The organism is Gammaproteobacteria bacterium (genome assembly GCA_030949385.1).
Taxonomy (GTDB): Bacteria; Pseudomonadota; Gammaproteobacteria; order JAUZRS01; family JAUZRS01; genus JAUZRS01.
The window spans coordinates 25003-49226 of sequence record JAUZSP010000002.1; the positions used below are offsets into that span (position 1 = coordinate 25003).

A 24224-nucleotide genomic window follows, 5' to 3' on the forward strand; every position below is an offset into this window, starting at 1 on the left:
TTATCACCCCCTCGCGCCTTAATCGTTACTCGCGTTTGAGTTAAATCTCAAATTTAGGTAACTTCTTCTCGACCATTTCACCTTTCATGGTGACGTAATCGGGCATGCCGTTTTCGTCGTAATCAGGATAGGCTTCGCCTTTGATCAGCGGGTAGAGGTACTCTTTGCATTTGTCGGTAATGCCAAAACCGTCTTCGGTGATGAAGTCCATCGGCATCATTTTTTCGACGTTGGCCACTTCGCTCAGAGGGGCTTCGCCAATGCTCCATTTATAAGGGGAAGAGGATTCACGCACGATGGTGGGCATAATGGCGTTTTTGCCTTCCAGTGCTTTTTCCACTGCTGCTTGACCCAGTGCGTAGGCTTGCTCCACATCAGAGGCAGAGGCCAAGTGACGTGCTGAGCGTTGCAGGTAATCGGCCACTGCCCAATGGAATTTGTAACCTAGAGCGTCTTTAATGAGGTTGGCCACCACGGGTGCTGCACCGCCCAATTGAGCGTGACCGAAGGAGTCACGGGTGCCTTGCTCGGCGAGGAATGTGCCGTCAGGCCAATGCGCGCCTTCAGAAACACAGATGGTACAGTAGCCGTGTTCTTTGACTTTGGCATCGACTGTCGCCAAAAATTTCTCTTGATTGAATTCGATTTCAGGGAACAGGGTGACAACGGGAATATTGTAATCTTCCACCAGTGCGCCAGCCGCCGCGATCCAACCGGCGTGCCGCCCCATTACTTCGATGACAAAGATCTTAGTGGAAGTGGCGCACATGGAGCGCACATCGTAGCTTGCTTCTAAAGTAGAAACGGCGATGTATTTGGCCACTGAACCAAAACCAGGGCAGTTGTCGGTGATGGGCAGATCGTTATCGACGGTTTTAGGCACATGAATGGCCTGCACCGGATAACCCATTTTTTCTGAGAGTTGCGAAATTTTGTAGCAGGTGTCGGCAGAATCACCGCCACCGTTGTAGAAGAAGTAGCCGATGTTGTGGGCTTTGAAGACTTCAATCAGACGTTCGTATTCAAGTTTGTTGTCTTCGAGGCTTTTGAGTTTAAAACGACAAGAGCCAAAACCACCGGAAGGGGTTTTTTTCAGCGCCGAGATGTCTTCCGCAGACTCTTTGGATGTGTCGATCAGCTCTTCGGTCAGTGCGCCGATGATGCCGTTACGACCGGCGTAAACGGTGCCGATTTTATCCGAGTGCTTGCGGGCGGTTTCGATGACACCACAGGCCGATGAGTTGATAACGGCGGTTACGCCGCCAGATTGGGCGTAAAAAGCATTTTTTTTGCTCATAATTTTCCTTCAGGTTTATCGTAAGAGAGAGTTTGGATTGTTGTTTAACTCTATTTTTGCTGTTCGCTTTGGTGATCCGCTTGTGCTTGCAGCAGTGAAACCGCGCACTCGCCAATGTCACCGTATTCTTCAATACCGGTACCGTATTGCTGGTAGCCGCGATAAAAAAACTGGCAACGGTACTGCTTGTCACCGGTTTTGAACAGGGCAAAACCACAGCCATCCACGTTCCAGACGGCGACGGGACAGGTGCTCAACTCACGATCATTGGGGTCAAGGCGGATCTCGGCATCGGCCAATTGCAGCTCAACGGAGCCTTTGCCCCAGCGTTCATCCAGTGTGGTTTTCAGCGTCCAACGTTCGGTTTCACTGAAATCAGAAATTTGCGGCATGGCAACAGCTCTTTAAAAATAGGTGTGGTAAGTAAAAGAGAAAAATTTTCAGGTTGGAGCATAGCTTGGCAGAGGGAGGTTCGCCAATATAAAACGTCAATGCAGAGATTAGTGGGGTTGATTGCTTAACTGTTAGCCGCAGACAAAGGTGGCGATAGCACCTTTGCCTGTGGGTTTGGTAGGGGGTTATTTACCGGGATCTTTGACGGTGGTTAGGCCGAGGCTTTCCCATATCTGCATGCCTTCCCGATACCAAAGTAATTTCTTGGCAGGATAACCTTTGTAGAGCAGTACTCGGATGGCGAAGGAGGCTTGATCACAAAGAATGCCATTGCAGTAGAGCACCAAGGTTTTAGCCTTGCTGAAATCGAGTTTTTTGCCTTTTTTCTTGACCCCAAAACGTTCGATCAAGATTTTATCCACATTGGCGGGTTTGCTGTGATCGGGGCTGAGTTTGTGCCAATGGATATTGGTGGAACCAGGGATGGTGCCTTGAGAAGCCCATTGTTCAGATCGAACATCTATGATCATGGCTTTTTGGTTGGTGGAAGCGAGTTGTAGATAATAAATCAGTTCCAATTCACCGATGCTTTCAATACCAGGCGCGACTTCCATTCTTTGGATACAGAAGGGGGGGCATTTGGGTGAGGTTCTGGCAAATGTAGGATTGATCGCATTTTTTGGATCTTGATTGCGAATAATGGTGATGTCTCTGCCGTTGTGTTTCACATCGATAGAGGCAATTCTCTGTGTGAGGCGAACCTCTATGTCCTTATCAGCGGCGCTGACAACGGTGGGAACCGCTGCACTGGCGAATGCCAAGGCGATAACGAAGCGTTTTATCATATAGCCTACTCCCAATTGGTGCGCGCAGCCGCGCAGTCTGAATTGCAAAATCCTGTAGTCCGCATTCTCCAGATGAGTTACCAATAAAATCTGATGAAATTGGTAATTTGCTGCGGGTTGGTATAACACGTTGTTTTTGAGTGTAGGTGAGAAACCGGATCAGTTGTGTTGGTTTGCTTCCTAAAGGGTGTTTCTGCCTTTTAGCAAGCTGGTAAGTTTTATGCTGCTTCTGAGCATAAGAACCCAAATGGAGTGAGGGGAAAATGCGACAACTGATTTTATTACTCGGAGTTTTGGCTGTTGTCTGTGCGCGACAGGCGCTTGCAGAAAATCTCAGCGAGGTGCGAATACTGATTGATGTCTCGGGCAGCATGTCGCAAAACGATCCAGAAAACGTGCGTGTTGCAGCCATGAGATTATTGACGGAATTACTGCCCAAGGGCAGTCGTGCCGGTGTTTGGTTGTTTGCTGAAGAGGCGAAAGTGCTGCTGCCTTCTGCCAAGGTTACAGCGCAGTGGCGGCGCAAGGCATTGAAAAAATCGGCATTGATTCACTCTCGTGGACAACGTACCCATATTGAACAGGCGCTGCGTGAGGTGATTAAGGCTTGGCGTGCAGACAGCTTGGTGCAAAAAAACATCATTTTATTGACCGATGGGGTGGTGGATGTGTCGCGTGATGTCAGCCAAAGTCGGCGCTCGCGGCAGCGTATTTTGCAGCAGTTGTTGCCTCGTTTGTCCCAGTTGGGGGTGAAAGTGCATACGGTGGCGCTTTCAGATGAGGCGGATCATGAGCTTTTGCAGCAGCTGTCGGCGGGCAGCGGTGGGCTGTATCTCAAGGCGGAACGGGCAGATCAATTGCAACGGATCTTTTTGCATCTGTTGGAGAGTGCGGCTCCACCGGACAGTGTGCCGCTGACGGGAAATCGTTTTGTGGTGGATGAGAGCATTGAAGAGGTGACTCTGTTGCTGTTTCGAAGCCAAGACGGAGAGGCACCTCGTCTGATACGCCCTGATGGGGTGGAGGTGCAGTTGCAGGCTGACTCGCTCGGCTTAAAGTGGCGTTCCGAAAACGGCTTTGATCTACTGACGATGGAAGCGCCGATGTTGGGTGAATGGCAGGTTGTGGCCGCTGCTGACCCTGATAATCGCGCTATGGTGGTGACGAACCTTAAACTTCAGGTCGATACCATCGCCTCCTTGATGCTGCCAAACAGCCCTTTTGTTTTGCAAGCGCATTTGCAGAGTGAGGGCAAACGCATTAATAAAACAGACTTTTTGCAGATGGTGGAGATAAGTTTGCAGACCAAGCTAGATGCTGTTGAGACAGAAGCACAGATTTTACCACGACATAAAGAGGGTGTGTATCAACTGGAGCAAAACTTGCCGGATGAGGGTTCTTATGAGCTGAGCTTGATTGCCGATGGCGGTACGTTTGCACGGGTTTGGCATCAGCAGATTCAGCTCAGTTGGCCGTTGGATATCGAGCTGAAATGGGATGCAGAGGCAAAGAGATACCATTTGAATTTACGCACAAAAACCGAGTTTCGACCGCTGCTGGCATCGTCGCCGTTACTTTATCAAAAGGGAGTTGATGCAGCGTGGTTACCGCGTAATTTAGAGCGACTGGATGAGCAGGTGTGGCAGATTTCCGTGGCGGCTGGTGCGCAATTGAAGCTGGAGTTGAGCTTGAAAGCCGACCCTTTACGCACGGTGACTTTACCGCTGATTGAGGTGCCTGCATTGCCAACGAGCATAGACCCCCCCCCAGTAGAAAAAACAGCGTTAAAAGCAGACGTGGCGGCAGAGGTGGTTATGCAAGAACCAGTAGAGGAGACGCAACCGGAGCAGGTTAATTGGTTGCAAGTGTCTTTGATCGCCTTGTTAATCAACCTTGTTTTGGCTGTTGGTTTTTTCTTTGCGCGGCGTTATTGGCACGCACAATCCTCGGACATTGAATGGCCTGAGTTGCAAGGGGAGGCAATATGATTGAAGTAAACGCGCTGGTTTGGACGCTGTTGTGGGAGTTTTTTTTGCTGTTGCTGATGATGGTGGTTTGGTGGCTGGTGTCCTCTGTAAAGCGGCGCAGTCGGCAGCGTTCAGAGGTGGAGCAGTTGATGATTCAGCTGCAAAAAAAGAGGCAGCAAGAGCCGCCGTATCAAGGTTTTTTTACCACGGTGGCGCAGCTGTCGGATGAGGCATTGCAGCAGAGCATATTGGAGGTTCAGAACAAACAACAGGCCTGTTATTGTGCCCTGTTTCAGGTTTATCAACAGGGTGATCAGAAGAGTTTGTTGGATCAGATCACCGTTTTAGATGAACTTTTAGCCCTTTTTTATACAACCGAACTGCCTATTTTCACGACATCAGAAGCGGTGGTGACCTCTCTTGAACTGGGGGTCAGAGAGGTGGGGCCGCTGGAAGAGTTGGAGATTGAAAACGATGTATTAAAAGTGGCAAACCGTGAATTAAAAGAGATGCTGGCGGATTTAAAACAGGACGTACCGCAGTCTGAATCGGTTGAGGAAAAAGATGAGAGGGTTATGGGTGGAGAGATGGCGTTGCAGATGTCACAACCGTTGGCATAAAAAAAGCGACACGTTGGAGAGAGAACGTGTCGCAGTGCTGTCGCTGCTAGGAGAGAATTTTGTATGAAATTCTGAAACGGTGCAGTTGGCCGTTTCGTTAGAAGCAGAGTACGGATTTTATGCTTAGGATAATGCGTTCTTGATCACAGTTTATGCCAACAGCGGTGAGGAACAGCGATTGCTTAGTTGTTGAGCACTTTTTCTGTTTGGAGTGGGTTTTATGTCGTTGGCGATCTGTTACAGCCGAGCCTTGACCGGCATTTATGCCCAAGCGGTGACCGTTGAGGTGCATCTTTCCCCCGGTCTACCGGCGTTGTCGATTGTAGGTTTGCCGGAGGCGGCGGTGAAAGAGAGTAAAGATCGCGTCCGTGCGGCGCTGCTCAACTCCAATTTTGAATTTCCCACTCGGCGCATCACGATCAATTTGGCTCCGGCGGATTTGCCCAAAGAGGGCGGGCGTTTTGATCTGCCCATTGCCTTGGGTATTTTGGCCGCTTCTGGGCAGATTCCACAACAGGCGTTGCACGAGCTGGAATTTGTCGGTGAGCTGGCGCTGGGGGGGGAGTTGCGCGCCATTCGGGGTGTCTTGCCATCGTCGATGGCAGCAGGGGAAGCCAAACGAGGTTTGGTGGTACCTAAACAAAACGCCACTGAAGCGGCACTCAGTCAGCGGTGTCAGGTGTTTTCTGCTGGCCATCTGTTGGAGGTCTGCGCGCATTTAACCGGACGGCACGCCCTCTCACCTTTTATCAATCAGACGTTGCCGGTTGTCAGTGGTGGCACTGCCGATTTGTTGGATGTGTTTGGCCAATACAAAGCCAAACGGGCTTTGGAGATCTGTGCGGCGGGTGGGCATAACCTGCTGCTGGTGGGGCCGGCTGGTACGGGTAAGTCCATGCTGGCCACTCGGTTGGTGGGGCTTTTGCCACCGTTGCAAGAACAAGAAGCAATGGAGGTGGCGATGATCAACTCCATTTCTTCCGAGGGATTTGATGTCAAGCAGTGGAAACAGCGTCCTTATCGAGCGCCGCATCACACCGCTTCTGGGGTGGCTTTGGTGGGCGGTGGTGCCAACCCAAAGCCAGGTGAGATCTCTTTGGCGCACCACGGCATTCTCTTTTTGGATGAGTTGCCGGAGTTTGATCGGGCGGTCTTAGATGTGTTGCGCGAACCGCTGGAGAGCGGTTCGGTGAGCATCTCTCGTGCGAATCAGAAGGCCGAATATCCGGCTCGGTTTCAATTGGTGGCGGCAATGAACCCGTGTCTCTGTGGCAACTTGGGAGACCCTAAAGTGTCGTGCCGCTGTTCGCCTGCTCAGCGTCAACGTTATTTGTCGCGCTTGTCGGGGCCGTTTTTGGATCGGATTGATGTGCAGATTGATGTGCCAAGAATGGCGCGGGATATGTTGTCCAAGATCGATCCGAACGCCGAGAGCAGCGCGGTGGTGCGTGAGCGCGTACAACGGTGTCGAACGCATCAATTGCAGCGTTCCAAAACCATTAATGCTCAGCTGGAAAATCGAGAGTTGTTACGGGTGACGGAGTTGGATGCGGCGACAAGTAAGCTGTTGGATGTGGCGATGGAGCGGCTCAATCTTTCAGCGCGGGCGTATCACCGTATTTTGAAGGTGGCACGTACCATTGCGGATTTGGCCGAAAGTGAAACGTTAAAGATGGAACACGTCACCGAAGCGCTCTCTTATCGAGCTTTAGAGCGCTTGGTGCAGGTGTAGTTAGGGGCGAAAGAAGCCGAGGCTCATCCAGTTGACACCGTCTCGGCCAATGCGTTGCCAGCGAATGGTTTCGAGCATAAAGACCAGAGCGGCTTGATCAATCATACCGAGAGAAATACCCGGCTGAATTTGCACATTGATGCCGTTATTTTGCCGTGCAATCCACTGATGCTGGCGGCGCTGAATGTCACTTAAGTGGTTCACCAGTTGGTAATCACCGTAGGCTTGATAGCCCCGAGCGTAGGCCAGATCGTGTTGTTGGCAGGCGGCATCAATTTCATTGATCGGCGCTGCTGCATTGAGTGGGTTGCTCGGGTGGTTGGGGCCACACCAGTTGCCGTACAACGGCACACTGGGGCCAATGGCCGCAGCGCTGTTGGGCAGTAAACTGATGACGCTGATGAGCAGCGCTAATTTGAACATCTGTCCCATTGTCCTATGCCTTATCTGCTGACTATTTTGCGGGTGAGGACATAAAGCGGATCGCTTCAGCCAATTCTTCGTCGGTCAGATCGGCGTTGCCTCCACGAGGGGGCATGGCGTTTAAGCCGTTTATGGCGTTGTTGAGTACCGCATCGAAGCCTTTTTCCATGCGAGGTGCCCAAGCGTCACTGTGCATTTCTGGTGCGCCGATAATGGTTGCCATGGTGGTGCTGTGGCAATTGCTACAGACGGCGGTGACCACCTCGTTGCTGGCGACGGCTACGGCTACGGCTACGGTTTCGGTTTCGGTTTCGGTTTCGGCTACGGTTTCGGTTGGGGTGGCTGGAATGCTGGCGGCAGTGGGTGGGCTGACGGGCGCTGCTTTAATGGCTTTGCTTGGGTCAATGACTACTTTACCGACGGGTTCCAAATGTTGCTCAATGGCATCATCTGGGTTTATGTGTGCGGCGACAATTTTGGGGCTGGCATTACCACTGTCGATGATGCGGCTGGAGTGGTTGTTTAGGCTTTTGAACATATAGCCGACGGTGCTGAGCAGCAAAAAAGCGCTGATGATCCAGACAATGGCGAGGGCTAAGGGGTTTTCTTTGGGGGCGTGCATGGGGAATCCTCTATGAAGGTTGATTTAAAATATGCGGATTGTAACAACCGAGAGGGGAATAGCAAAATTTGCAGCAGGTGCGCTGATTGCACGCCCAGAGTAGAGGTTTTTATGCTTTTAAGAGGTTGCGACGTTGATCAGGGAGTTGATCAAATAACCTACGGTGCTTAACAAGGTGAATGCACTGAGAGCCCAGACCAGAGCGAGCATCAACGTATTTTCTTTGGGGGCTTCATGAATTGACATGAGTTTTCCTCAGTAGATGAATTAGGCGAACAAACTACGGTTCGTCATTGATTTAGGAAATAACCTTGCAGATTGTAACAATAGTCGCTGCTGCTGATAACCCCAGAAAGAGCCAAAATCGCTAAAGATCCACCTCTGATCGGACGTTACAGCGATATTCGTATCAATAAAGTAGGGTCACTTATGAAGCTGTTGCGCGGGTTTACCTTGATCGAAATCGCCATTGTCTTGGTGATTATCGGTCTTATTTTGGGCGGAGTGCTGAAAGGACAGGAGTTGATTAACAGTGCGCGGGTGCGTTCTATGACCGATCAGGTTAATGGCATTACTGCGGCGTGGTTTGCTTTTCAGGATCGTTACCGTGCCTTGCCCGGCGATTACAGTCAGGCCAGTACGCAGATTAATGCGGCACTAACGAACGGTGATGGCAACGGTCAGATTGATCAGAGTTCCGAACGAGGTCAGGTCTGGGCGCAGCTGCAAGCGGCGAATATGTTGATCGGCAGTTATGACGGTACGGCCACGGGCAGCGATTACAACTGTGCTGCAGGGACGTGCCCGCAAAATATTTTGGGGCGCAGTATGTTGATCACCTTTGATAATCAAGGCTCGGGTGGTGCGGCAGACGGTAATGAACTTTGGAGCGGTAATTCTATTTCAGCACTGGTGCTGGCGGAGATGGATCGCAAAATGGATGACGGTGTGGCGACCACGGGAGACATGCGTGTCGGCAGTGGTGATACCGGTTGGACAGCCACCGATGCGGGCAAGTGTTTGAGTGGTACGGCGTATAACGTCACCACCGACAGTGGCAATTGCGCGGCGGTGTTTCGACGCTTTTGATCCGGTCTACAGGCGGCTGGATCGTTTAGCCCACAGCGATGTGGGCTTTTTTTATGCCTGTTTTTTATTGCTTGAAATGTTCGCGGGTGAGTTTGAACACCAGCGGGCTGAGTGCCAGCAACGCAATCAAGTTGGGCAGTGCCATCAAACCGTTGAGCACATCCGCCAGCAACCAGATCAGCTCCAGTGAGCTGATGGCACCGATGGGGATGGCGACGATCCAGAGCAGACGATAGGGCCAGATCACTTTGCTGCCAAAGAGGTATTCGGCGCAGCGTTCACCGTAATAACTCCAGCCCAAAATGGTGGTAAAGGCAAAGATCATTAAACCAAAACTGACCAAGTAGCCACCCCAGCCCGGCAAGGTGCTGTTAAAGGCGGCGGCTGAGAGTGCCGCGCCGGTTTCGCCGCTGTTCCAGAGGCCGCTGATCATAATCACCAAGGCGGTCATGGTGCAGATCAGCAGAGTGTCGATCAGAGTACCGAGCATGGCGATGCTGCCTTGATGCACTGGGCTGCGGGTGGATGCTGCCGCATGAGCAATGGGGGCGCTGCCCAAACCGGCCTCATTAGAGAAGATGCCTCGGGCAACGCCAAAACGAATCGCCATCCAGACACTGGCTCCGGCAAACCCTCCGGCAGCGGCACTGCCGGTGAAAGCATCATTGACGATGGTGGCCAGCGCTGCGGGTACGGCATCCAGATGAGAGAAGATGATAAACAGCGAGCCACCCAGATAGATCAGCGCCATGAGTGGCACCAGTTTGGCCGCCACCGCACCGATGCGTTTGATGCCACCGAGAATCACTGCGCCAGCGAGGGTCATCATAATCAGGCCGCTGAGCCAAGGGGGAACGCCGAGTGAACTGCTGGCGGCGTGGGCGACGGAGTTGGCTTGCACCGTATTGCCGATGCCAAAGGCGGCCAACATGCCAAACAGAGCAAAGGCGACGGCCAACCACTGCCAACGTGGGCCAAGGCCGTTTTTGATGTAGTACATCGTCCCACCAACGTGGTTGCCTGCTGCGTTTGTTTCACGATAATGCACCGCCAGTACTGCTTCGGCGTATTTGGTTGCCATGCCAAACAGGGCGGTGATCCACATCCAGAAAACCGCTCCTGAGCCGCCGAGAAAAATGGCGGTGGCGACTCCGGCGATGTTGCCGGTACCGACGGTGGCGGCCAGCGCGGTCATCAGGGCTTGAAAAGGGCTGATGTCACCGGCTTCTTTGCTCTGACGGCTCTGCCACAGTTGGCGAAACGCGAGCGGAGTTTTGCGCCACGGCATGGCGCGTAGGCCTGCGGTGAGATAGAGGCCAACCCCCACCAGCAGAGTCAACATGACCGGCCCCCAGACCCAGCCGCTTAAGGTGTTCAGCGTTGCTTCAAACCAGACCATCTGCTTGCTCCGTAAATAAGGTGAGGCAAGGGTGCCGTAGATAAGGGCGGGGATGCAAGATCATTCGGGAAGTTTAAGCCGTGATCGCGTTGGCCTTGCGTATAATGAGCCTCCCTATTGTTGTTTGGATCAGGCATGACCCCCTCAGAGAGTTACCAGATTGCCGCGCAGTCGCCGGATTTTTTGCCTGACCCTGCTCAAGAGCAGGCCTTACAGCAGTTGCAGGCACTTTATGAGGCACTGTTAAAAGCACCGCCCCGCTCATTTTTAGCGCAGATCTCTGCTTTCTGGAAACAACCCGCGCAGCCGGTGGTGGGTCTGTTTCTTTGGGGTGGCGTGGGGCGGGGTAAGACCTTTTTGTTTGATCTTTTTTACGACACGTTGCCTTTTGAGAACAAATTGCGTCTGCATTTTCACCGGTTTATGTATCGGGTGCATGAGGAGCTGCGGCAGCTGAAAAACGTTAAAGACCCATTGGATAAGGTGGCGGAGAGTTTTGCCAAGCGGACACGGGTACTTTGTCTGGATGAGTTTCAGGTGACGGATATCGCGGATGCGATGATTATGGACGGTCTGTTGCGCGGCTTGTTTAAACGCGGTGTGGTGTTGGTGACCACGGCTAATTTAGCTCCAGAGGGGCTTTATAAAGAGGGTTTGCAGCGCGGACGATTTTTACCTGCAATTGCCCTTTTACAGCGTCACTGTCAACAGGTGCATCTGCAAGGTTCATTGGATTATCGCCTGCAAGGTCTGCATCTGGCGCAGATGTATTACAGCCCTTTGAGTGATGCTGCCGAAGCGGGTTTGCTGATTCGTTTTCAGCAGGGGGTAGCGGTGGAGCGCCGTAAGCGGGATTTTGTCATTATCAGTGAACGTCATATTCCGGTGATTCGTTGGGCCGATGGCATTGTCTGGTTTGATTTTTCAGTGCTCTGCGCGCAGCCCCGTGCCACCAGCGATTACATTGAAATTGCACGCTATTTTCATACGGTGTTGGTGAGCCACATTCCGGTGATGGATGAACGTTGGGATGATCGGGCGCAGCGTTTTATCTTGATGGTGGATGAATTTTACGACCGGCGAGTGAAATTGATTGTTTCCGCTGAAACGTCGCCGTCGCAGCTCTACACCGGTCGGCGGTTACAAGAACGTTTTGAGCGCACCCAGAGCCGTCTGGAGGAGATGCAGACCCTGACGTATTTGGCCAAAGCCCATCTGCCCTAATCGGTTAATTTTGCGACTTTTATCACAAATTAATGCTATAAAGTGCATATGAGACAAAATGAACCGGAGCAGCAGAGAGATGGCAGTGATATCTGTTAGACAAGATCGGCAACTCGACGCAGCGCAGGTGCTTTCTAAAGCGGTGTTGAACAGCGCTAAATTGTTGGGTTTGAGTCAACAAGAGTTGGGTGAGGTCGTTGGCCGAGACCGCTCATCGATTCAGCGTGGTCTGGAGCCGAGCAGCAAACCAGGCGAGTTGGCGTTGTTGCTGATTCGTTGTTATCGCGCCCTGAATGTGTTGGTCGGCGAGAGTGAGGCAGAGATGCGTCACTGGTTTGCTGCCTTTAATCATCACACCGGCGGCATTCCCAAACAGCAGGTAAAACAGGTGCCTGGGCTGATTCGGGTCTTAAACTATCTGGATGCCATGCGTGGCAAAATCTGATCCTTGGCCATGGCCAGACTGTCTGCAACAAGCGCCTTTTTTTAGCTCTGCGCGGTAAAGTGTGGCGCGTGGTGGAGAGTCAAGAACGGGTTGCTAGCCACACGTTGGTTGATACGTTAGACGAACAATCGTTGCTGGAAGAGTTACTGGAAGAGACCAAACCCGCTTTTCCTACCTATCAAGGTTCACTGCATTACCTGCTTTCCACTCCGTTTCGTTATCCGCCTCTGTTGTGGGGTTCCCGTTTTGGTCAGCAGATCGAACCAAGCCTATTTTACGGTTCAAAACGTTTTCCTACTGCGTTGGCAGAGATGGCCTTTTACCGTTTGTTGTTCTGCGCAGGGATGCAAAGTCCGCCTCTTTCAGGTGTTTTAACCACCCAGCACCTGCTGTTTCGCATCAGTTACCGCGTGGAGCGCGCCGTCAGTTTGCAGTTGCCGCCGTTTCAGCAATATCAGCCGTTATTGATGGATCGTAAGGATTATCGTGCCACACAAGCGTTAGGATCGTTGCTGCGCGAAGAGCAGGTGGAGGCGTTTGAGTACCGTTCGGCGCGCTGCCCTGATGGCAGTTTGAATGTGGCGCTGTTTAGCCCTCAGGCTTTGAGCTGCAAAAAACCCTTGGAACAGCAACGCTGGATTTGTGAAACCTCCGCCGAACAGGTGTTGTTCAGCGGTGAAGGTAAGCTGCTGCGTTTTGCTGCGGAGTCGTTTTTGGTGGCGGGTCAGTTACCACAACCGGCATAAATTAAACTATGCGAGGTTGTGATGAAGTCCCCCTTGATCTCTGGTTAAAATCCCATAAACGTACGGCTAAACGGCCTCTGAATCTGCTGCTGGCTTTGGGTTTATTTAATGGTCTGTTGCTGATTGTACAAGCCTACTGTTTGGCGCTGATTGTCAATAAGGTGGTGATTCATTCAGCTTCTTTGCAGCATGTTTATGCGCCGCTGTTTACCCTCTTAGGGCTGTTTTTGTTGCGGGCGTTGTTGGCGTGGTGGCTGGAGTTTTACGCTCAGCAGGCGGCAGTACTGGTCAAGCAAAAAATTCGTCTTCTGCTCTACGACAAAGTACAGCAGTTGGGCCCGCTCTATTTGCAAGGGCAGCGCAGTGGTGAGTTGGTTAACAGTCTTAGTGACGGTGTGGAGGCTCTGCAAGCCTATTACAGTCAATATTTGCCTGCCATCTCTTCGGTGGCCTTGCTGCCGCTGGTTATTTTAGCGGTGGTCTTTCCGCTGGATTGGTGGTCGGGGTTGGTTTTTTTGCTCACCGCGCCTGCCATCCCTGTTTTTATGATCTTGATTGGCAAGGGCGCGGAGGCCTTGAGCCAAAAACAGTGGCAAAAACTGGCGCGTTTGAGTGCGCATTTTCTTGATATGATTCAAGGGTTAAGCACCTTAAAACTGTTCAACGCCAGCCGTCGTGAGGCGCAGGCGGTGGCGCAGATCTCGGAAGAGTATCGACGCAGCAGCATGAAGGTGTTGCGGGTGGCTTTTCTCTCCTCTTTGGTATTGGAATTTTTTGCCACCGTCAGTGTGGCCATTGTGGCGGTCTTGATCGGTTTTCGTCTGCTTTGGGGCGAGATGGATTTTCAGATTGGCTTCTTTATTTTGCTGCTGGCACCGGAATTTTACCTGCCCCTGCGGCAGATGGGGACGCATTACCATGCGCGCATGGAGGGTATCGGTGCGGCGGAAAAGATGGTGGAGTTGCTCAATGAACCGCTGCCCACTCCAATCCATGATCCTTTGCCGCTGCCTGCGGGTACGCCGAAGATCGAGCTAAAAAAGCTTTCTTTTGCTTATCCTGCAGGTGAATTGGTCTTGCATGACATTACCTTGACCGTGGCGGCAGGCGAACGGCTGGCGATTGTGGGGCCGAGCGGGGCTGGCAAAAGCAGTTTGATGAATTTGTTGCTGGGTTTTGCTCAACCGAGCAGTGGTGAACTGCTGTTGAACGGGATTCCATCATCACGGCTGGCTCTGCAAGTGTGGCATGAGCGCATCGCGTGGGTACCGCAAGCGCCAACGCTGTTTCAGGGCAGTTTGGCGGAGAACATTGTTTTGGGTATGGCGCAGGCCAGCGAGGCAGAGATGATTGTGGCCGCAGAACAGGCGGGCGCACATGAGTTTATCTGTCAACTGCCGCAGGGTTACGCAACTCAGATTGGCGAGGCAGGGGTGGGATTGTCCGGTGGGCAGATTCAGCGCATTGCCTTGGCGCGGGCATTTTTAAAGCGGGCGCACTTGCTGTTGTTGGATGAGGCCAGTGCCAATTTGGATCTCTACAGCGAGTCCTTGGTGATTGAGGCGATGGCCACGTTGCCCAAAGAGAGCAGTCTGATTTTTATTGCTCATCGTTTGAGCACCTTGCGGGTGGCGGATCGCATTGTGGTGCTGGATCAGGGGCGCGTGGTGGCGCAGGGCAGCCACGAACAGTTGTTGGCTTCATCGCCGCTCTATCAACGCCTCTATCAAGGTTATCGGGGGATCTCATGTCCTTAAGGGTTTCGGTGCGCGTGTTGAAATTGATGCGCCCGTATTGGGCGACGATGCTGCTGGGGGCGCTGTTGAGTTTAATTACCGTGCTGGCCAACATCGGTCTGTTGGCGGTGTCGGGTTGGTTTATCGCCTCGATGGCACTGGCCGGTTTGAGCGGCGCGGCGATCAATTATTTTACTCCGGCAGCGATTATTCGGGCGCTGGCGCTGGTGCGTACCGTGGGGCGCTATGCGGAACGTTTGATCAGTCACAACGCGACTTTGGCGCTGCTTTCGGAGCTGCGCGGTTGGTTTTATCGGCGCTTGGAGCCTTTGGCTCCAGCACGCTTGCAGCAGTATCACAGCGGCGATCTTTTCAGTCGGATTCGGTCTGACATCGACACGCTGGATCATTTTTATCTGCGTTTTTTAACCCCCTTTTTTGTGGCGTTGCTGGCGTTGTTGCTGGTGTTTGTGATTTTGTCGTCGTATCAATCGACGCTGGCGTGGTTGGCGTTGCTGTTGTGGTTGTCGGTGGGATTGTTGTTGCCGTGGTGGCTCTATTGGCAGGCTCGGCCTCTGGCGGAATCCAAGTTGGAGCAGGCGGCACAGTTGCGGCGTTTGTTATTGGAGAGTCTGCAAGGTCTGGCGGAGTTGCAGCTCTTTAATCGCAGTGCCGCACAGCGTGAGGCGATCAAGCAGAGCAGTGTGCAGCTCAATTGGCTGCAACTCAAGCAGGCGAGCCTAACGGCGTGGTCGCAGACGGCGTTGCTGCTGGCGGCCAATTTGGCGGTGTGGTTGAGCTTGTGGTTTTTGATTCCGTTGCAGCAGAGCGGTGAGATCGGTGCGGCAGAGTTGCCCATGTTGTTGTTATTGTTGTTGGCCAGTTTTGAGGCGGTGATGCCGCTGCCGTTGGCGGTGCAAGCGTTAGGGCAAAGCTTGGCGGCGGCCAAGCGCTTATTCGAAATTGTTGATGCGCAGCCGCAGGTGCAGGAGGGCGAGGCCAGAGAGGGGCGTTTATCGGCTGCGCCTCGTTTGGAAATAAAGAATTTGAGCATGGTTTATGCGCCTGAGGCCAAACCGGCACTGGAGGATTTGAGTTTCTCTTTGCAGCGTGGGGAGTCCGTGGTGTTGCTGGGGGAGAGTGGCGCGGGTAAGAGCAGTCTGATCAATGTCTTGCTGCGTTTTTGGGAGTATCAAGGCGGCTCGGTGACGCTGGACGGAGAGGAGCTGCGTCAGTTGCCTGCGGAGCAGTGCGGGGTTGTTTTTCTGTGGTCTCGCAACGCTCGCATCTGTTTAATGCCAGCGTGCGCCAAAACCTGCTGCTGGCCAATCCTGAGGCGAGTGAGGCGCAGTTGATTGAGGTCTGCCAACAGGCGCAGATTGATGAGGTGATTCAGGCGTTGCCAGGGGGCTACGATGCGCTGTTGGGTGAGGCGGCGGTACGGTTGTCGGGTGGCGAAGCGCGGCGTTTGGTGATTGCCAGAGCACTGCTGAAACCCGCGCCCTTTTTGATCTTGGATGAACCCACCGAGGGTTTGGACAGTGAGACAGAGCGGCGTTTGTGGCGTGATCTGTTGCCGTTGTTTAAAGAGCGTGGGGTGATTTTAATCACTCATCGGCTGCTGGCGTTGGACTCCTTTGATCGGATTTGTGTGTTGGAAAAAGGGCGGGTGTTGGAGTCGGGTTCGCATCAGGTGCTGCTTGAAAAGGGTGGGCGTTATGCTGGGCTTTTGGATGGGGTTGGGTAGATGCCCCCTGTGTCAGGGTGGTTGTCCGGTGAGATCTGTGTGGAGATCTTTAATCTCTTTATTCTGAATTTGTTGCAGATGAGAGGAAGTAACCTCTTGATGGTAAGGAAAAGGAGGTTTATTATCGTGTGTCTTTTGGTAAAGATTGAATGAGGGTAGCTGATTTCCCATTGCGGTTTTTTTCTGCCTCAGTAGCTTGATTGATTCGTTTGAGCGGTGTATTGACAGTTTGCGCTGCTTGGATCTTAGGTTTTGAAATTGTTTTAAAGTAGAGGGCGATGGCATGATGGGCTTGTCGACGTAACTGTTCGGACTGCCCCCTTTTCTGCAACTTCTTGTTGAATGGGGCGAAGCTGTCACGATTGTTTGGGTCGAATGCGTATTTGTGGCAAAAGTCTAAGTAAAAGCGAAGCCACTTTCTGTAATAAGGCTGTTGGTTTTGAACAATGGGATGTTAATTCAGTAGCCTATCGTAGTGGCGGGTAAGGTTGTCGCTGATTGTGATCATAGGGTGATATCCATATCTGTATAGCTTGAATTTTTGGGGTGATATGCAGTTAGAATATATTGAGTAAAGGGAATTCAGTTTGTCAAAGGAAGTAAAGACAGTAAGATATACAGGTCTGCATAATCACTTGTTAGCACCTCAAAACAAAATTACTCAAATAATTTCAGCTATTACATCAGCAATTGCTTTTCCCAGTAAAGGCGGTACAGCATTTCCTATTTGTTTAGTAACTTGAGTTCTACTGCCAAAGAATTCAAAGTCATCATCAAAAGACTGAAGACGCGCACCTTCTCGTGGAGTTAGCGCTCTATTTAATTTTGGATGAATACATCTATTTGACGCAGGGTGAACAAAATTTACAGTAATGGTTACAGCTGGTTCATCTGCATCTAACCGACTATAACAACTACTAAAACCGCTAGTAATTAAATGCTTTGGAATTGAGTTAATGTTTTTCCCAGAATGCTTGATAATATTCATCATTTTTTCTGAGTGGTTAGTTGCTATATGCAACTTTAGATGTTTTGTATCCTTTCTTCTATCTTTCTGGTATTGAGTTATTGGGGCTAAAGTATATTGATCTGTTGTTTCTCCTGAACCAATAAAAGGTAAATCACCAATTGCTTCCATAGTAGAAATTGAAGGGATTAAATTGTTATTTACAAAAAGATCATCTTCTATAGGTTCTAACACCTTTGAGCGATCTTTATAGCCAATTGTTGCACCATGATATGAATGCGTGGGGCTTGGAAAAGCAATTTTACCACCTTGTTCAACTCCTACCATCACGAAGCGCTCACGTTTTTGAGGTACACCAAAATGTGCGGCATTAAGTAATTTCCAATCGGTTTCATACCCTATAGCTTTGAAACATTCCTGCATAATTTCTAGTGTTAGCCCATTTTTATGAGTGGCAAGACCAACTACATTCTCAAGGATAAAAACTTTTGGACGAAAATAATTTACAAAGGAAGCGTATTCTTCGAATAGAGTATTTCGCGGGTCATCGTCATTAGATGATCTAAACGGCCTTATTGAAGAAAATCCTTGGCATGGAGGACCACCAACTAAAACATCAAGGCTGCCTTTTTTAATGCCTGTAAGTTGTTCTACTTCACTTCGACGCACTGAACGAATATCTTTGCTTAATCCAACTGCATTTTTATGATTAAGTTTAAATGTTTCTACCGATGTTTCTAGTAGGTCAATTCCAAATGCAACATCAAAATCTGCTTTATGAGAGTTCTCTAACCCTTTTGAAAAGCCACCTGTTCCACAAAATAAGTCAAAAACCTTCATTGCTCTCACCTTAATTGACACTCCGGTGGAGACTATAGTCTCGTAGATGTTCTCTGTCAAGCCCCATAGAATATCTAAATTTAATGAAGAGACTTCGCATGGCAAAGGAAACAGGCATAACTTCTGCATTTATTGAGTTAGTAAAACGGTTACGAGAACAAAAGGGTCTAACCATAGAGCAATTATCTGATTTAGCTGGTGTACACCGCACGACTATTGGTTTACTCGAAAGACAAGAAAGAACGCCAACACTTCAAGTTTCAACACAAATAGCAAATGCTTTGCAAATACCCCTAAGTGAGATGCTACAAGAAGCTGAATTGATCGAAAAAGGTCAAACCAATCTTGATGATATTGTTAATTTTCATAAAAAAAGAAAGCCATTAATTTCAAATATTAGAAATGAAGACAAGCTAATTGAAACTATCGGTATTAATGGAAGCGCTTTGCTTGGTGCTATTAATTCCTGTTATCAAACATTAGATACAATTGATGAGCAGTTAGTTGCAAAGAATTCTTTGCCAATGGCTCATTTAGTTGAGCTGGCTAATTTATCCTCAATGGTAGGAAATATGGTTGGCGGTGGTATTGCTGACTGTTCAGATGGACTCTATAAAAGAAATAAACCACATACATATCCAGACCTTTTGCCTCAATCTAAGCCTGCTGTAAATTTGGAATTAAAAATGGCTTTGGAAACAAATAAACCCAAAGGACACCTTCCCAAACCAGGAACATACATAACTTTTCGATATGTGCTCTGCGATAAATTGGGTAACTACAAGAGAGGTAAAGATCACCGAGGTGATACTGTATGGATTTGGGAGGTAAAAGTAGGGAAGATTAAAGAAGAATATTTTTCATGTAGCAATACAGCTGGTGATTCAGGGAAAACTGCTGTCATAAAAACGGACATATTCAATCAAATGCATTTAGTTTATTACGTGCCTGAGCATCTCCCATATGCACCAAAGGTAAACGGCGGTTATGTAGGCTTCAACTAGTGCTAACAATTAGCTCCAGCGGACAGTTTAAAGCGTCACTTATTTTGCATTCGCAAAAACGTGCCACTTTAAACTTCCGCTGAGCAAGGCGTTAGCTGTAGAAATAAATAATGATACTTAATGACCTTACTGTAAAGTTTGAGCATCTTAAGAGAGAAAAATTACTCTTTTAATGGGAGTGGCTTATTGGTAAGGCAGTTTAAACAGTGGGGCTATGTTGCCTGATAAATGGATTTTAAGTTACTTTGCCTCGTTTTCATCCAAACCCCAACGGGGCAGCAGTTGCTGTTCAACCTGTAAATGATCCAGCACCTTGGCGACAATAAAGTCGATGATCTCCGCCACACTCTGTGGCTGAAAATAAAACCCCGGATTGGGTGGCATGATGGTCACGCCCATGCGCGCCAATTTGAGCATGTTCTCCAGATGAATTTCCGACAGCGGCATTTCTCGGGGCATCACAATTAATTGGCGTTTCTCTTTCATCATCACATCGGCGGCGCGTTCGATCAGGTTGTTGCTCTGGCCGCTGGCGATGGCGGCTAAGGTGCCGGTGGTGCAGGGGCAGACCACCATCGCATCGGCGGTGCCGGAGCCACTGGCCAGTGGAGCGGTCCATTGCTGAGGGCCAAAGAGCGTCAGTTGCCCTTCTTTGGCGTTGTAGAGCTGGCTGAAATAGGCCTGTGCCTCGCGGCGGTCAGCGGGGGCTTTCAGCTCTGTCTCCATCGCCATCACCACCTGTGCCGGTTGTGACAGCAGCAGGTAGATCTGTTTGTCCGCTTCGATCAAGCACTGCATCAGACGCAGGCCGTATTGAATGCCGGAAGCTCCGGTCATGGCCAAGGCGATGCGGTGCGGTTTCATCGCAGCAGCCCCGCGACGCGCAGTTGATGTTTGTCTAACGGTGCGTAAGGGGAGTCGCGCAGATTGTCGTGCTGACACATGCGGTAGTCGATGAACTGTTCGGTTTTTTCAAAGTGCAGAAAGGGGTTGCCGTCGATCTCTTCTTGCAGGGTGGAGGTGGTTTGCACCGCGTAGTTGTGACCCGGATGAATGAGGGTCTCGGCGGGCAGCTCCTCTTTGATCTGTTTCAGAGTGTGAAACATCTGTTCGGGATCACCGCCGTGCAGGTCGCAGCGGCCACAACCAAAGACAAACAGGGTGTCGCCAGTGAGCAGGTTGTCACCGAGCTGGTAACAGGCCGAACCAGGGGTGTGGCCAGGGGTGTGCAGCAGTTGGATTTCGGAGTCGCCGAGCGGGATGCGGTCGCCGCCGTGGTGCAGCTGCGGTTTGCTGAGTTGCTGCCCCCAAAAGTCCGCTTCGGCTTTCATCAGATGCACCTTGGCATCGGCGTGCTCCAACAGTTCATCAATGCCATTGATGTGGTCGTGGTGGCTGTGGGTGAGCAAAATATCGCTGATGGTCACCTCCAACTGCTCGGCCAGTTGCAGTACTGCGGGGATGTCCCAGGCAGGATCCACTACCGCTGCGCGCCCGCTGGCGTGGTCATGAATCAGGTAGACGAAATTCTCCATCGGTCCCAGTTCTAGGGCGTGAATTTGATAGGGTGCTTGATCGGACATGCTGCTCTCCCAGAGGTGCTGAATGAGGCGATGATAGCCTATTGAGTTGGGCATGGGTTGACTTTGATGAAGTGGAATCGGATGATCGGCGCAGATTACATTTTAGTGTTAATTCTCGGGGTGAAGTGATTATGACAAGAAAAGTGGATGTGGCGATTATTGGTTCCGGTTCGGCTGGTTTGAATGCCTTGGGGCAGGTGAGTCGGTCGGGTAAATCGTTTCTGTTGATCAACGGCGGCCACTGGGGAACCACCTGTGCGCGGGTTGGGTGTATGCCCTCGAAGGCCTTTATTCAGGTGGCTGAGGATTTTCATCGTCGCAAGTTGTTTGATCGTCACGGCATCGTTGGTGCTGAGCATCTGGAGTTGGATATGGACGAGGCGATGGAGCATGTGCGTGATCTGCGCGACATTTTTGTTGATCGGGTTAGGGGCAGCAGCACGGATAATATGCCGGAACAGGTCTTGTTGGAAGGGTTTGCTGAGTTCATTTCGCCGACCCGTTTGAAAGTGGGTGATGAGGAGATCGAGGCAAATAAAGTGGTGATTGCCACCGGTTCGACTCCCATTGTGCCTGCGCCGTGGCGTGAATTTGGTGATCGTGTCATGACCACCGATGAGATCTTTGAGCAGGAGAGCTTTCCAGAGTCGATGGCGGTCATTGGTCTGGGGGTGATCGGGTTGGAGCTGGGGCAGGCCTTGAGCCGTTTTGGGGTGAAGGTCACCGGCATTGATCAGTTGCACGGTCTGGGTGGTTTGAGTGATCCGGTGGCGCAAAAGGTTGCCTTTGAGACTCTGAACAAAGAGTTCCCCCTCTGGTTGGGTGAACCTGCCCAAATCACTGAAGGCGATAATGGCAAGTTGTTGGTGACTGCCGGTGACAAATCAGTTCAGGTGGATAAGGTGCTGGTGAGCGTCGGTCGTCGGCCTAATTTGGCCGGTTTGAAGTTGGAAAATCTGGGTGTGGCGTTGAATGCGGCTGGTGTGCCTGAGTTTGATTCTAATACCATGCAAATTGGCGATTTACCGATTTTTATGGCGGGTGATATGACCGATGAGCGCCCCATTTTGCATGAGGCGGGTGATGAGGGCAAAATCGCCGGTTACAACGCTTCTCATGATGAGATTCAGGCTTTTAAACGCAAACAGACCTTGGCCATCACCTTCTGTGATCCCAACATCACTTTGGTGGGTGCGCCGTGGTCGGAGCTGGAAGGGCGTGACGATGTGGTGGTGGGTGAGATGCGCATGGGGCCGGTGGGTCGGGCTTTGATCATGGGCAAGAACAAAGGGGTAATTCGGGTTTACGCTGAAAAAAGCAGTGGCACATTGCTGGGTGCTGAATTAGTGACGGCTCATGCGGAACATCTGGGGCATCTGCTGGCGTGGTCGATGCAGCAGGAGCAGACGGTGTTTGATGTTTTGCGGATGCCTTTTTATCACCCCGTGCTGGAAGAGGCGCTGCAAGCGGCGTTGAACGATCTACGCAGTAAGGTGGATGCGCCTGTTGATGCGGAGTTGATTGCCGGTTTGGCGTTGTTGTAAGGTTGAAAGCATAGGTGGATGCGTGCTCATCACTCTGAAAAATATTTTTTAGGGTGATGGTTTTTTGGTATTACTGAACTTTTTTTGATGATCTTCCTTTTTGTGGTTTCAGGGTTTATTCAGCATGGCAACTAAGAACAAAAACATTCGTAAAGCAACCTCTCATCGTAATGCAATCCAAAAAAAATTAACTGAGTTTGTTAAGCGTTGGAAAGATGAGTCTAAAGAAGAGTTTAAAAATGAAATGGATCGGCTCTCTTTTCTCTTTGAACGCTACGCTGAATTGACGAAAGAGCCTTGTTGACCAAATGGATTTCCGTCTCTATTTGACGAGAGTAAGTGGTTTTTCCATTGCATGTGTAGGGTAAAAAAATGATAACGTATTTTGAAATTAAAAATTTTCGTTCTCTTGAAGATGTTTTCGTCAATTGGTGTGATGAAAACAGCAGTGCTCCACCGAGCAACGTATCTGTAATTTTTGGCAACAACGCCTCAGGTAAGACAACCTTGATTCGAGCAGTGGAGTTTTTTCGAGATATTTTCAGTGGTTATCAAGGGGGATGTACACCGGCTAATCTTCTGTTTGCACATTGTGATAACGCCAGCAAACAGATTGAGTTGAGCTGTGATGTTGTTTTGGATGGGAATACCTATCAATACAGTAATATATTGAAAGTTGATGACGATATATTGGAATCTGTTGCCGAATCCTTAGATTTCACCCCCTTTAGAGCAAGAACATCGCAAACGTTATTTTCATACAATGGCGATGATGTGGGTAATCTGCGCCTCTCCAGTTATTTGTTGCGTGCGCGCGTTGATGGCGAAAATAAAAAACGCATTGATTGTTTTTTAGAGTATGTGCAAAGTATTCAAGCCATCTCAAAACGGATTGAAGAGCATGTTGTGGATGTTGCCAAAGCGTTGATGAAAGACCCAGAGTTAAAGCAGCAGTTGGAAAACATGCTGGGTAATTTTGACTTGCATATTGATAAAGTGACGGAAAAAAGAAATGATTTTTTGTCGGGTCAGGTGCATGTGGAATTTCATCATCACGATTTAGATAGGACTCTCCCCATTGAGCATGAGTCTCATGGAACCCAAGGGCTTTACGTATTGCTGTTTTATGTTTTAACCAGCTTACGTGACCAAAGTTTATTGTTGATAGATGAGATAGAGAGTGCCATTCATCCTGATATTGTTGAACTTTTGATTCGACTGATTCAGAAAAAAGGTTTGAGTAAGAAAAAACGCTACCCACAGTTTATTTTCACAAGCCATCAAGTTGAACTGATGAAATGTTTGGGTAGCAAGCGGGCTATTTTTCTGGCTGAAAAAAGTCTCCGTGGAGCGACTGATATTAAGAGTGCGGCTGATTTTTCAGGAATCGGTGGTGTGCGTGATGCGTACAATAAATATAAAAAAGGGCGCTTGGGAGCAAGCCCCTATCTAAGTGAAGAACTGGATAAAATTTCCCTCACACTGCGTCAGCATATGGATTCCGAGGTGGCAGATTGATGGTAAAAAGAAGGCGGAGGCAGTCGTCTATCCCTCTTTATAGAGATTTTTTGATTTATGTTTCAGGTGCGTATGAAAAAGCATACATGCAGGCTTTGCATGGGCTTTTGAGAGAGAAGTGGAACGTAAACTTGCATTGTGAAGAGTATCAAGGTGGTGCTGATTTTTACTCTGGTATTGCGGCTTTGAAAAAAAGATTTACAGTTTAAGAGAAAAAAAAGCATTACTAGAAATATTGAAAAGTCTGAGAAAATTTTCATTCAAGGTGATATGGATGTGGAGAGGATTACTCGACAATTTAGCCTGTTTGAACAAGAGTTAAAAAAGACAGATTCTAGGTGTGAGTTGGTTCCTAGCGTTCGTTGTTTTGAATCGTGGTTAAAGGCGCACTTTGGGACTATTATGAATGAAAAGGAGGGGGTGACAAAACAGGATATTGATGCCTATATTACGGGTTACAGTGTAGGGGTTGGTGTTGCGAAA

Annotated in this window: 25 protein-coding genes; 15 read left to right on the plus strand and 10 right to left on the minus strand. The window is 50.0% G+C overall.

The window, feature by feature from the left end:
- Positions 1 to 40: 40 nt before the first annotated feature.
- The 3 genes from Q9O24_02110 to Q9O24_02120 form a co-directional block, all read right to left on the minus strand.
- Positions 41 to 1297: a 6-phosphofructokinase gene (locus Q9O24_02110; protein MDQ7073954.1), complete on the minus strand. Its 1257-nt coding sequence runs from the start codon at positions 1295 to 1297 to the stop codon at positions 41 to 43.
- 50 nt (positions 1298 to 1347) lie between these two features.
- Positions 1348 to 1689: a hypothetical protein gene (locus Q9O24_02115; protein MDQ7073955.1), complete on the minus strand. Its 342-nt coding sequence runs from the start codon at positions 1687 to 1689 to the stop codon at positions 1348 to 1350.
- A gap of 186 nt (positions 1690 to 1875) precedes the next feature.
- Positions 1876 to 2535 (minus strand): rhodanese-like domain-containing protein, encoded by a 660-nt coding sequence (locus Q9O24_02120; GenBank protein MDQ7073956.1) that lies wholly within the window; start codon positions 2533 to 2535, stop codon positions 1876 to 1878.
- Between the two features lie 263 nt (positions 2536 to 2798).
- Here Q9O24_02120 and Q9O24_02125 point away from each other — a divergent pair, with 263 nt between their 5' ends.
- The 3 genes from Q9O24_02125 (at position 2799) to Q9O24_02135 (ending at position 6854) form a co-directional block, all read left to right on the plus strand.
- On the plus strand, positions 2799 to 4523 hold the full coding sequence (locus Q9O24_02125; protein MDQ7073957.1) for a VWA domain-containing protein: 1725 nt from the start codon (positions 2799 to 2801) through the stop codon (positions 4521 to 4523).
- Positions 4520 to 5122 (plus strand): hypothetical protein, encoded by a 603-nt coding sequence (locus Q9O24_02130; GenBank protein MDQ7073958.1) that lies wholly within the window; start codon positions 4520 to 4522, stop codon positions 5120 to 5122. Before Q9O24_02125 ends, Q9O24_02130 begins: the two co-directional genes overlap by 4 nt.
- A 220-nt stretch (positions 5123 to 5342) precedes the next feature.
- A complete protein-coding gene (locus Q9O24_02135; GenBank protein MDQ7073959.1) occupies positions 5343 to 6854 on the plus strand; it encodes a YifB family Mg chelatase-like AAA ATPase in 1512 nt (503 codons plus the stop codon).
- Here Q9O24_02135 and Q9O24_02140 read toward each other — a convergent pair whose 3' ends face one another.
- From Q9O24_02140 to Q9O24_02150, 3 genes are all read right to left on the minus strand, one after another.
- A complete protein-coding gene (locus Q9O24_02140; GenBank protein ID MDQ7073960.1) occupies positions 6855 to 7277 on the minus strand; it encodes a hypothetical protein in 423 nt (140 codons plus the stop codon).
- 31 nt (positions 7278 to 7308) lie between these two features.
- A complete protein-coding gene (locus tag Q9O24_02145) occupies positions 7309 to 7899 on the minus strand; it encodes a c-type cytochrome (protein MDQ7073961.1) in 591 nt (196 codons plus the stop codon).
- Positions 7900 to 8016: 117 nt separating this feature from the next.
- Complete coding sequence (locus tag Q9O24_02150) at positions 8017 to 8145, minus strand: hypothetical protein (protein ID MDQ7073962.1); 129 nt, start codon at positions 8143 to 8145, stop codon at positions 8017 to 8019.
- A 183-nt stretch (positions 8146 to 8328) separates the two neighbouring features.
- Between Q9O24_02150 and Q9O24_02155 the strand changes: the two genes are divergently transcribed.
- Positions 8329 to 8988 (plus strand): prepilin-type N-terminal cleavage/methylation domain-containing protein, encoded by a 660-nt coding sequence (locus Q9O24_02155; GenBank protein MDQ7073963.1) that lies wholly within the window; start codon positions 8329 to 8331, stop codon positions 8986 to 8988.
- Between the two features lie 64 nt (positions 8989 to 9052).
- On the opposite strand, the gene Q9O24_02160 is transcribed toward Q9O24_02155, so the two are convergent.
- Positions 9053 to 10387, minus strand: a complete 1335-nt coding sequence (locus tag Q9O24_02160; GenBank protein MDQ7073964.1) for a sodium:alanine symporter family protein — start codon at positions 10385 to 10387, stop codon at positions 9053 to 9055.
- 135 nt (positions 10388 to 10522) lie between these two features.
- On the opposite strand from Q9O24_02160, the gene zapE reads away from it, so the two are divergent.
- The 6 genes from zapE (at position 10523) to Q9O24_02190 (ending at position 16285) form a co-directional block, all read left to right on the plus strand.
- Positions 10523 to 11611: a cell division protein ZapE gene (gene zapE / locus Q9O24_02165; protein ID MDQ7073965.1), complete on the plus strand. Its 1089-nt coding sequence runs from the start codon at positions 10523 to 10525 to the stop codon at positions 11609 to 11611.
- 79 nt (positions 11612 to 11690) lie between these two features.
- Complete coding sequence (locus Q9O24_02170; protein MDQ7073966.1) at positions 11691 to 12056, plus strand: MbcA/ParS/Xre antitoxin family protein; 366 nt, start codon at positions 11691 to 11693, stop codon at positions 12054 to 12056.
- Positions 12057 to 12127: 71 nt separating this feature from the next.
- Entirely contained in the window at positions 12128 to 12802 is a 675-nt protein-coding gene (locus Q9O24_02175) for an RES family NAD+ phosphorylase (protein MDQ7073967.1), read from the plus strand.
- An 8-nt stretch (positions 12803 to 12810) separates the two neighbouring features.
- Positions 12811 to 14559, plus strand: a complete 1749-nt coding sequence (cydD, locus tag Q9O24_02180) for a thiol reductant ABC exporter subunit CydD (GenBank protein MDQ7073968.1) — start codon at positions 12811 to 12813, stop codon at positions 14557 to 14559.
- Positions 14550 to 15893, plus strand: a complete 1344-nt coding sequence (locus tag Q9O24_02185) for an ABC transporter transmembrane domain-containing protein (GenBank protein MDQ7073969.1) — start codon at positions 14550 to 14552, stop codon at positions 15891 to 15893. The genes cydD and Q9O24_02185 overlap by 10 nt, the downstream gene beginning before the upstream one ends.
- On the plus strand, positions 15806 to 16285 hold the full coding sequence (locus tag Q9O24_02190) for an ATP-binding cassette domain-containing protein (protein MDQ7073970.1): 480 nt from the start codon (positions 15806 to 15808) through the stop codon (positions 16283 to 16285). The genes Q9O24_02185 and Q9O24_02190 overlap by 88 nt, the downstream gene beginning before the upstream one ends.
- 661 nt (positions 16286 to 16946) lie before the next feature.
- Here the strand turns inward: Q9O24_02190 and Q9O24_02195 are convergent.
- The gene (locus tag Q9O24_02195) at positions 16947 to 18092 is read right to left on the minus strand and encodes a DNA cytosine methyltransferase (GenBank protein MDQ7073971.1); all 1146 of its coding nucleotides are present in this window, start codon (positions 18090 to 18092) and stop codon (positions 16947 to 16949) included.
- 98 nt (positions 18093 to 18190) lie between these two features.
- Between Q9O24_02195 and Q9O24_02200 the strand changes: the two genes are divergently transcribed.
- On the plus strand, positions 18191 to 19096 hold the full coding sequence (locus Q9O24_02200; GenBank protein ID MDQ7073972.1) for a helix-turn-helix transcriptional regulator: 906 nt from the start codon (positions 18191 to 18193) through the stop codon (positions 19094 to 19096).
- A gap of 240 nt (positions 19097 to 19336) precedes the next feature.
- Here the strand turns inward: Q9O24_02200 and Q9O24_02205 are convergent, their stop codons facing one another.
- Positions 19337 to 19960 (minus strand): flavin prenyltransferase UbiX, encoded by a 624-nt coding sequence (locus tag Q9O24_02205; GenBank protein ID MDQ7073973.1) that lies wholly within the window; start codon positions 19958 to 19960, stop codon positions 19337 to 19339.
- A complete protein-coding gene (locus Q9O24_02210) occupies positions 19957 to 20679 on the minus strand; it encodes an MBL fold metallo-hydrolase (protein MDQ7073974.1) in 723 nt (240 codons plus the stop codon). The genes Q9O24_02205 and Q9O24_02210 overlap by 4 nt, the downstream gene beginning before the upstream one ends.
- A gap of 131 nt (positions 20680 to 20810) precedes the next feature.
- Between Q9O24_02210 and Q9O24_02215 the strand changes: the two genes are divergently transcribed.
- From Q9O24_02215 to Q9O24_02230, 4 genes are all read left to right on the plus strand, one after another.
- Positions 20811 to 22223, plus strand: a complete 1413-nt coding sequence (locus Q9O24_02215; GenBank protein MDQ7073975.1) for a dihydrolipoyl dehydrogenase — start codon at positions 20811 to 20813, stop codon at positions 22221 to 22223.
- A gap of 124 nt (positions 22224 to 22347) precedes the next feature.
- Positions 22348 to 22527: a hypothetical protein gene (locus Q9O24_02220; protein MDQ7073976.1), complete on the plus strand. Its 180-nt coding sequence runs from the start codon at positions 22348 to 22350 to the stop codon at positions 22525 to 22527.
- A 68-nt stretch (positions 22528 to 22595) separates the two neighbouring features.
- Positions 22596 to 23741, plus strand: coding sequence for an AAA family ATPase (locus tag Q9O24_02225; protein MDQ7073977.1), 1146 nt, complete (start codon positions 22596 to 22598; stop codon positions 23739 to 23741).
- Positions 23741 to 23950: a hypothetical protein gene (locus Q9O24_02230; GenBank protein MDQ7073978.1), complete on the plus strand. Its 210-nt coding sequence runs from the start codon at positions 23741 to 23743 to the stop codon at positions 23948 to 23950. Before Q9O24_02225 ends, Q9O24_02230 begins: the two co-directional genes overlap by 1 nt.
- Positions 23951 to 24224 lie beyond the last annotated feature (274 nt).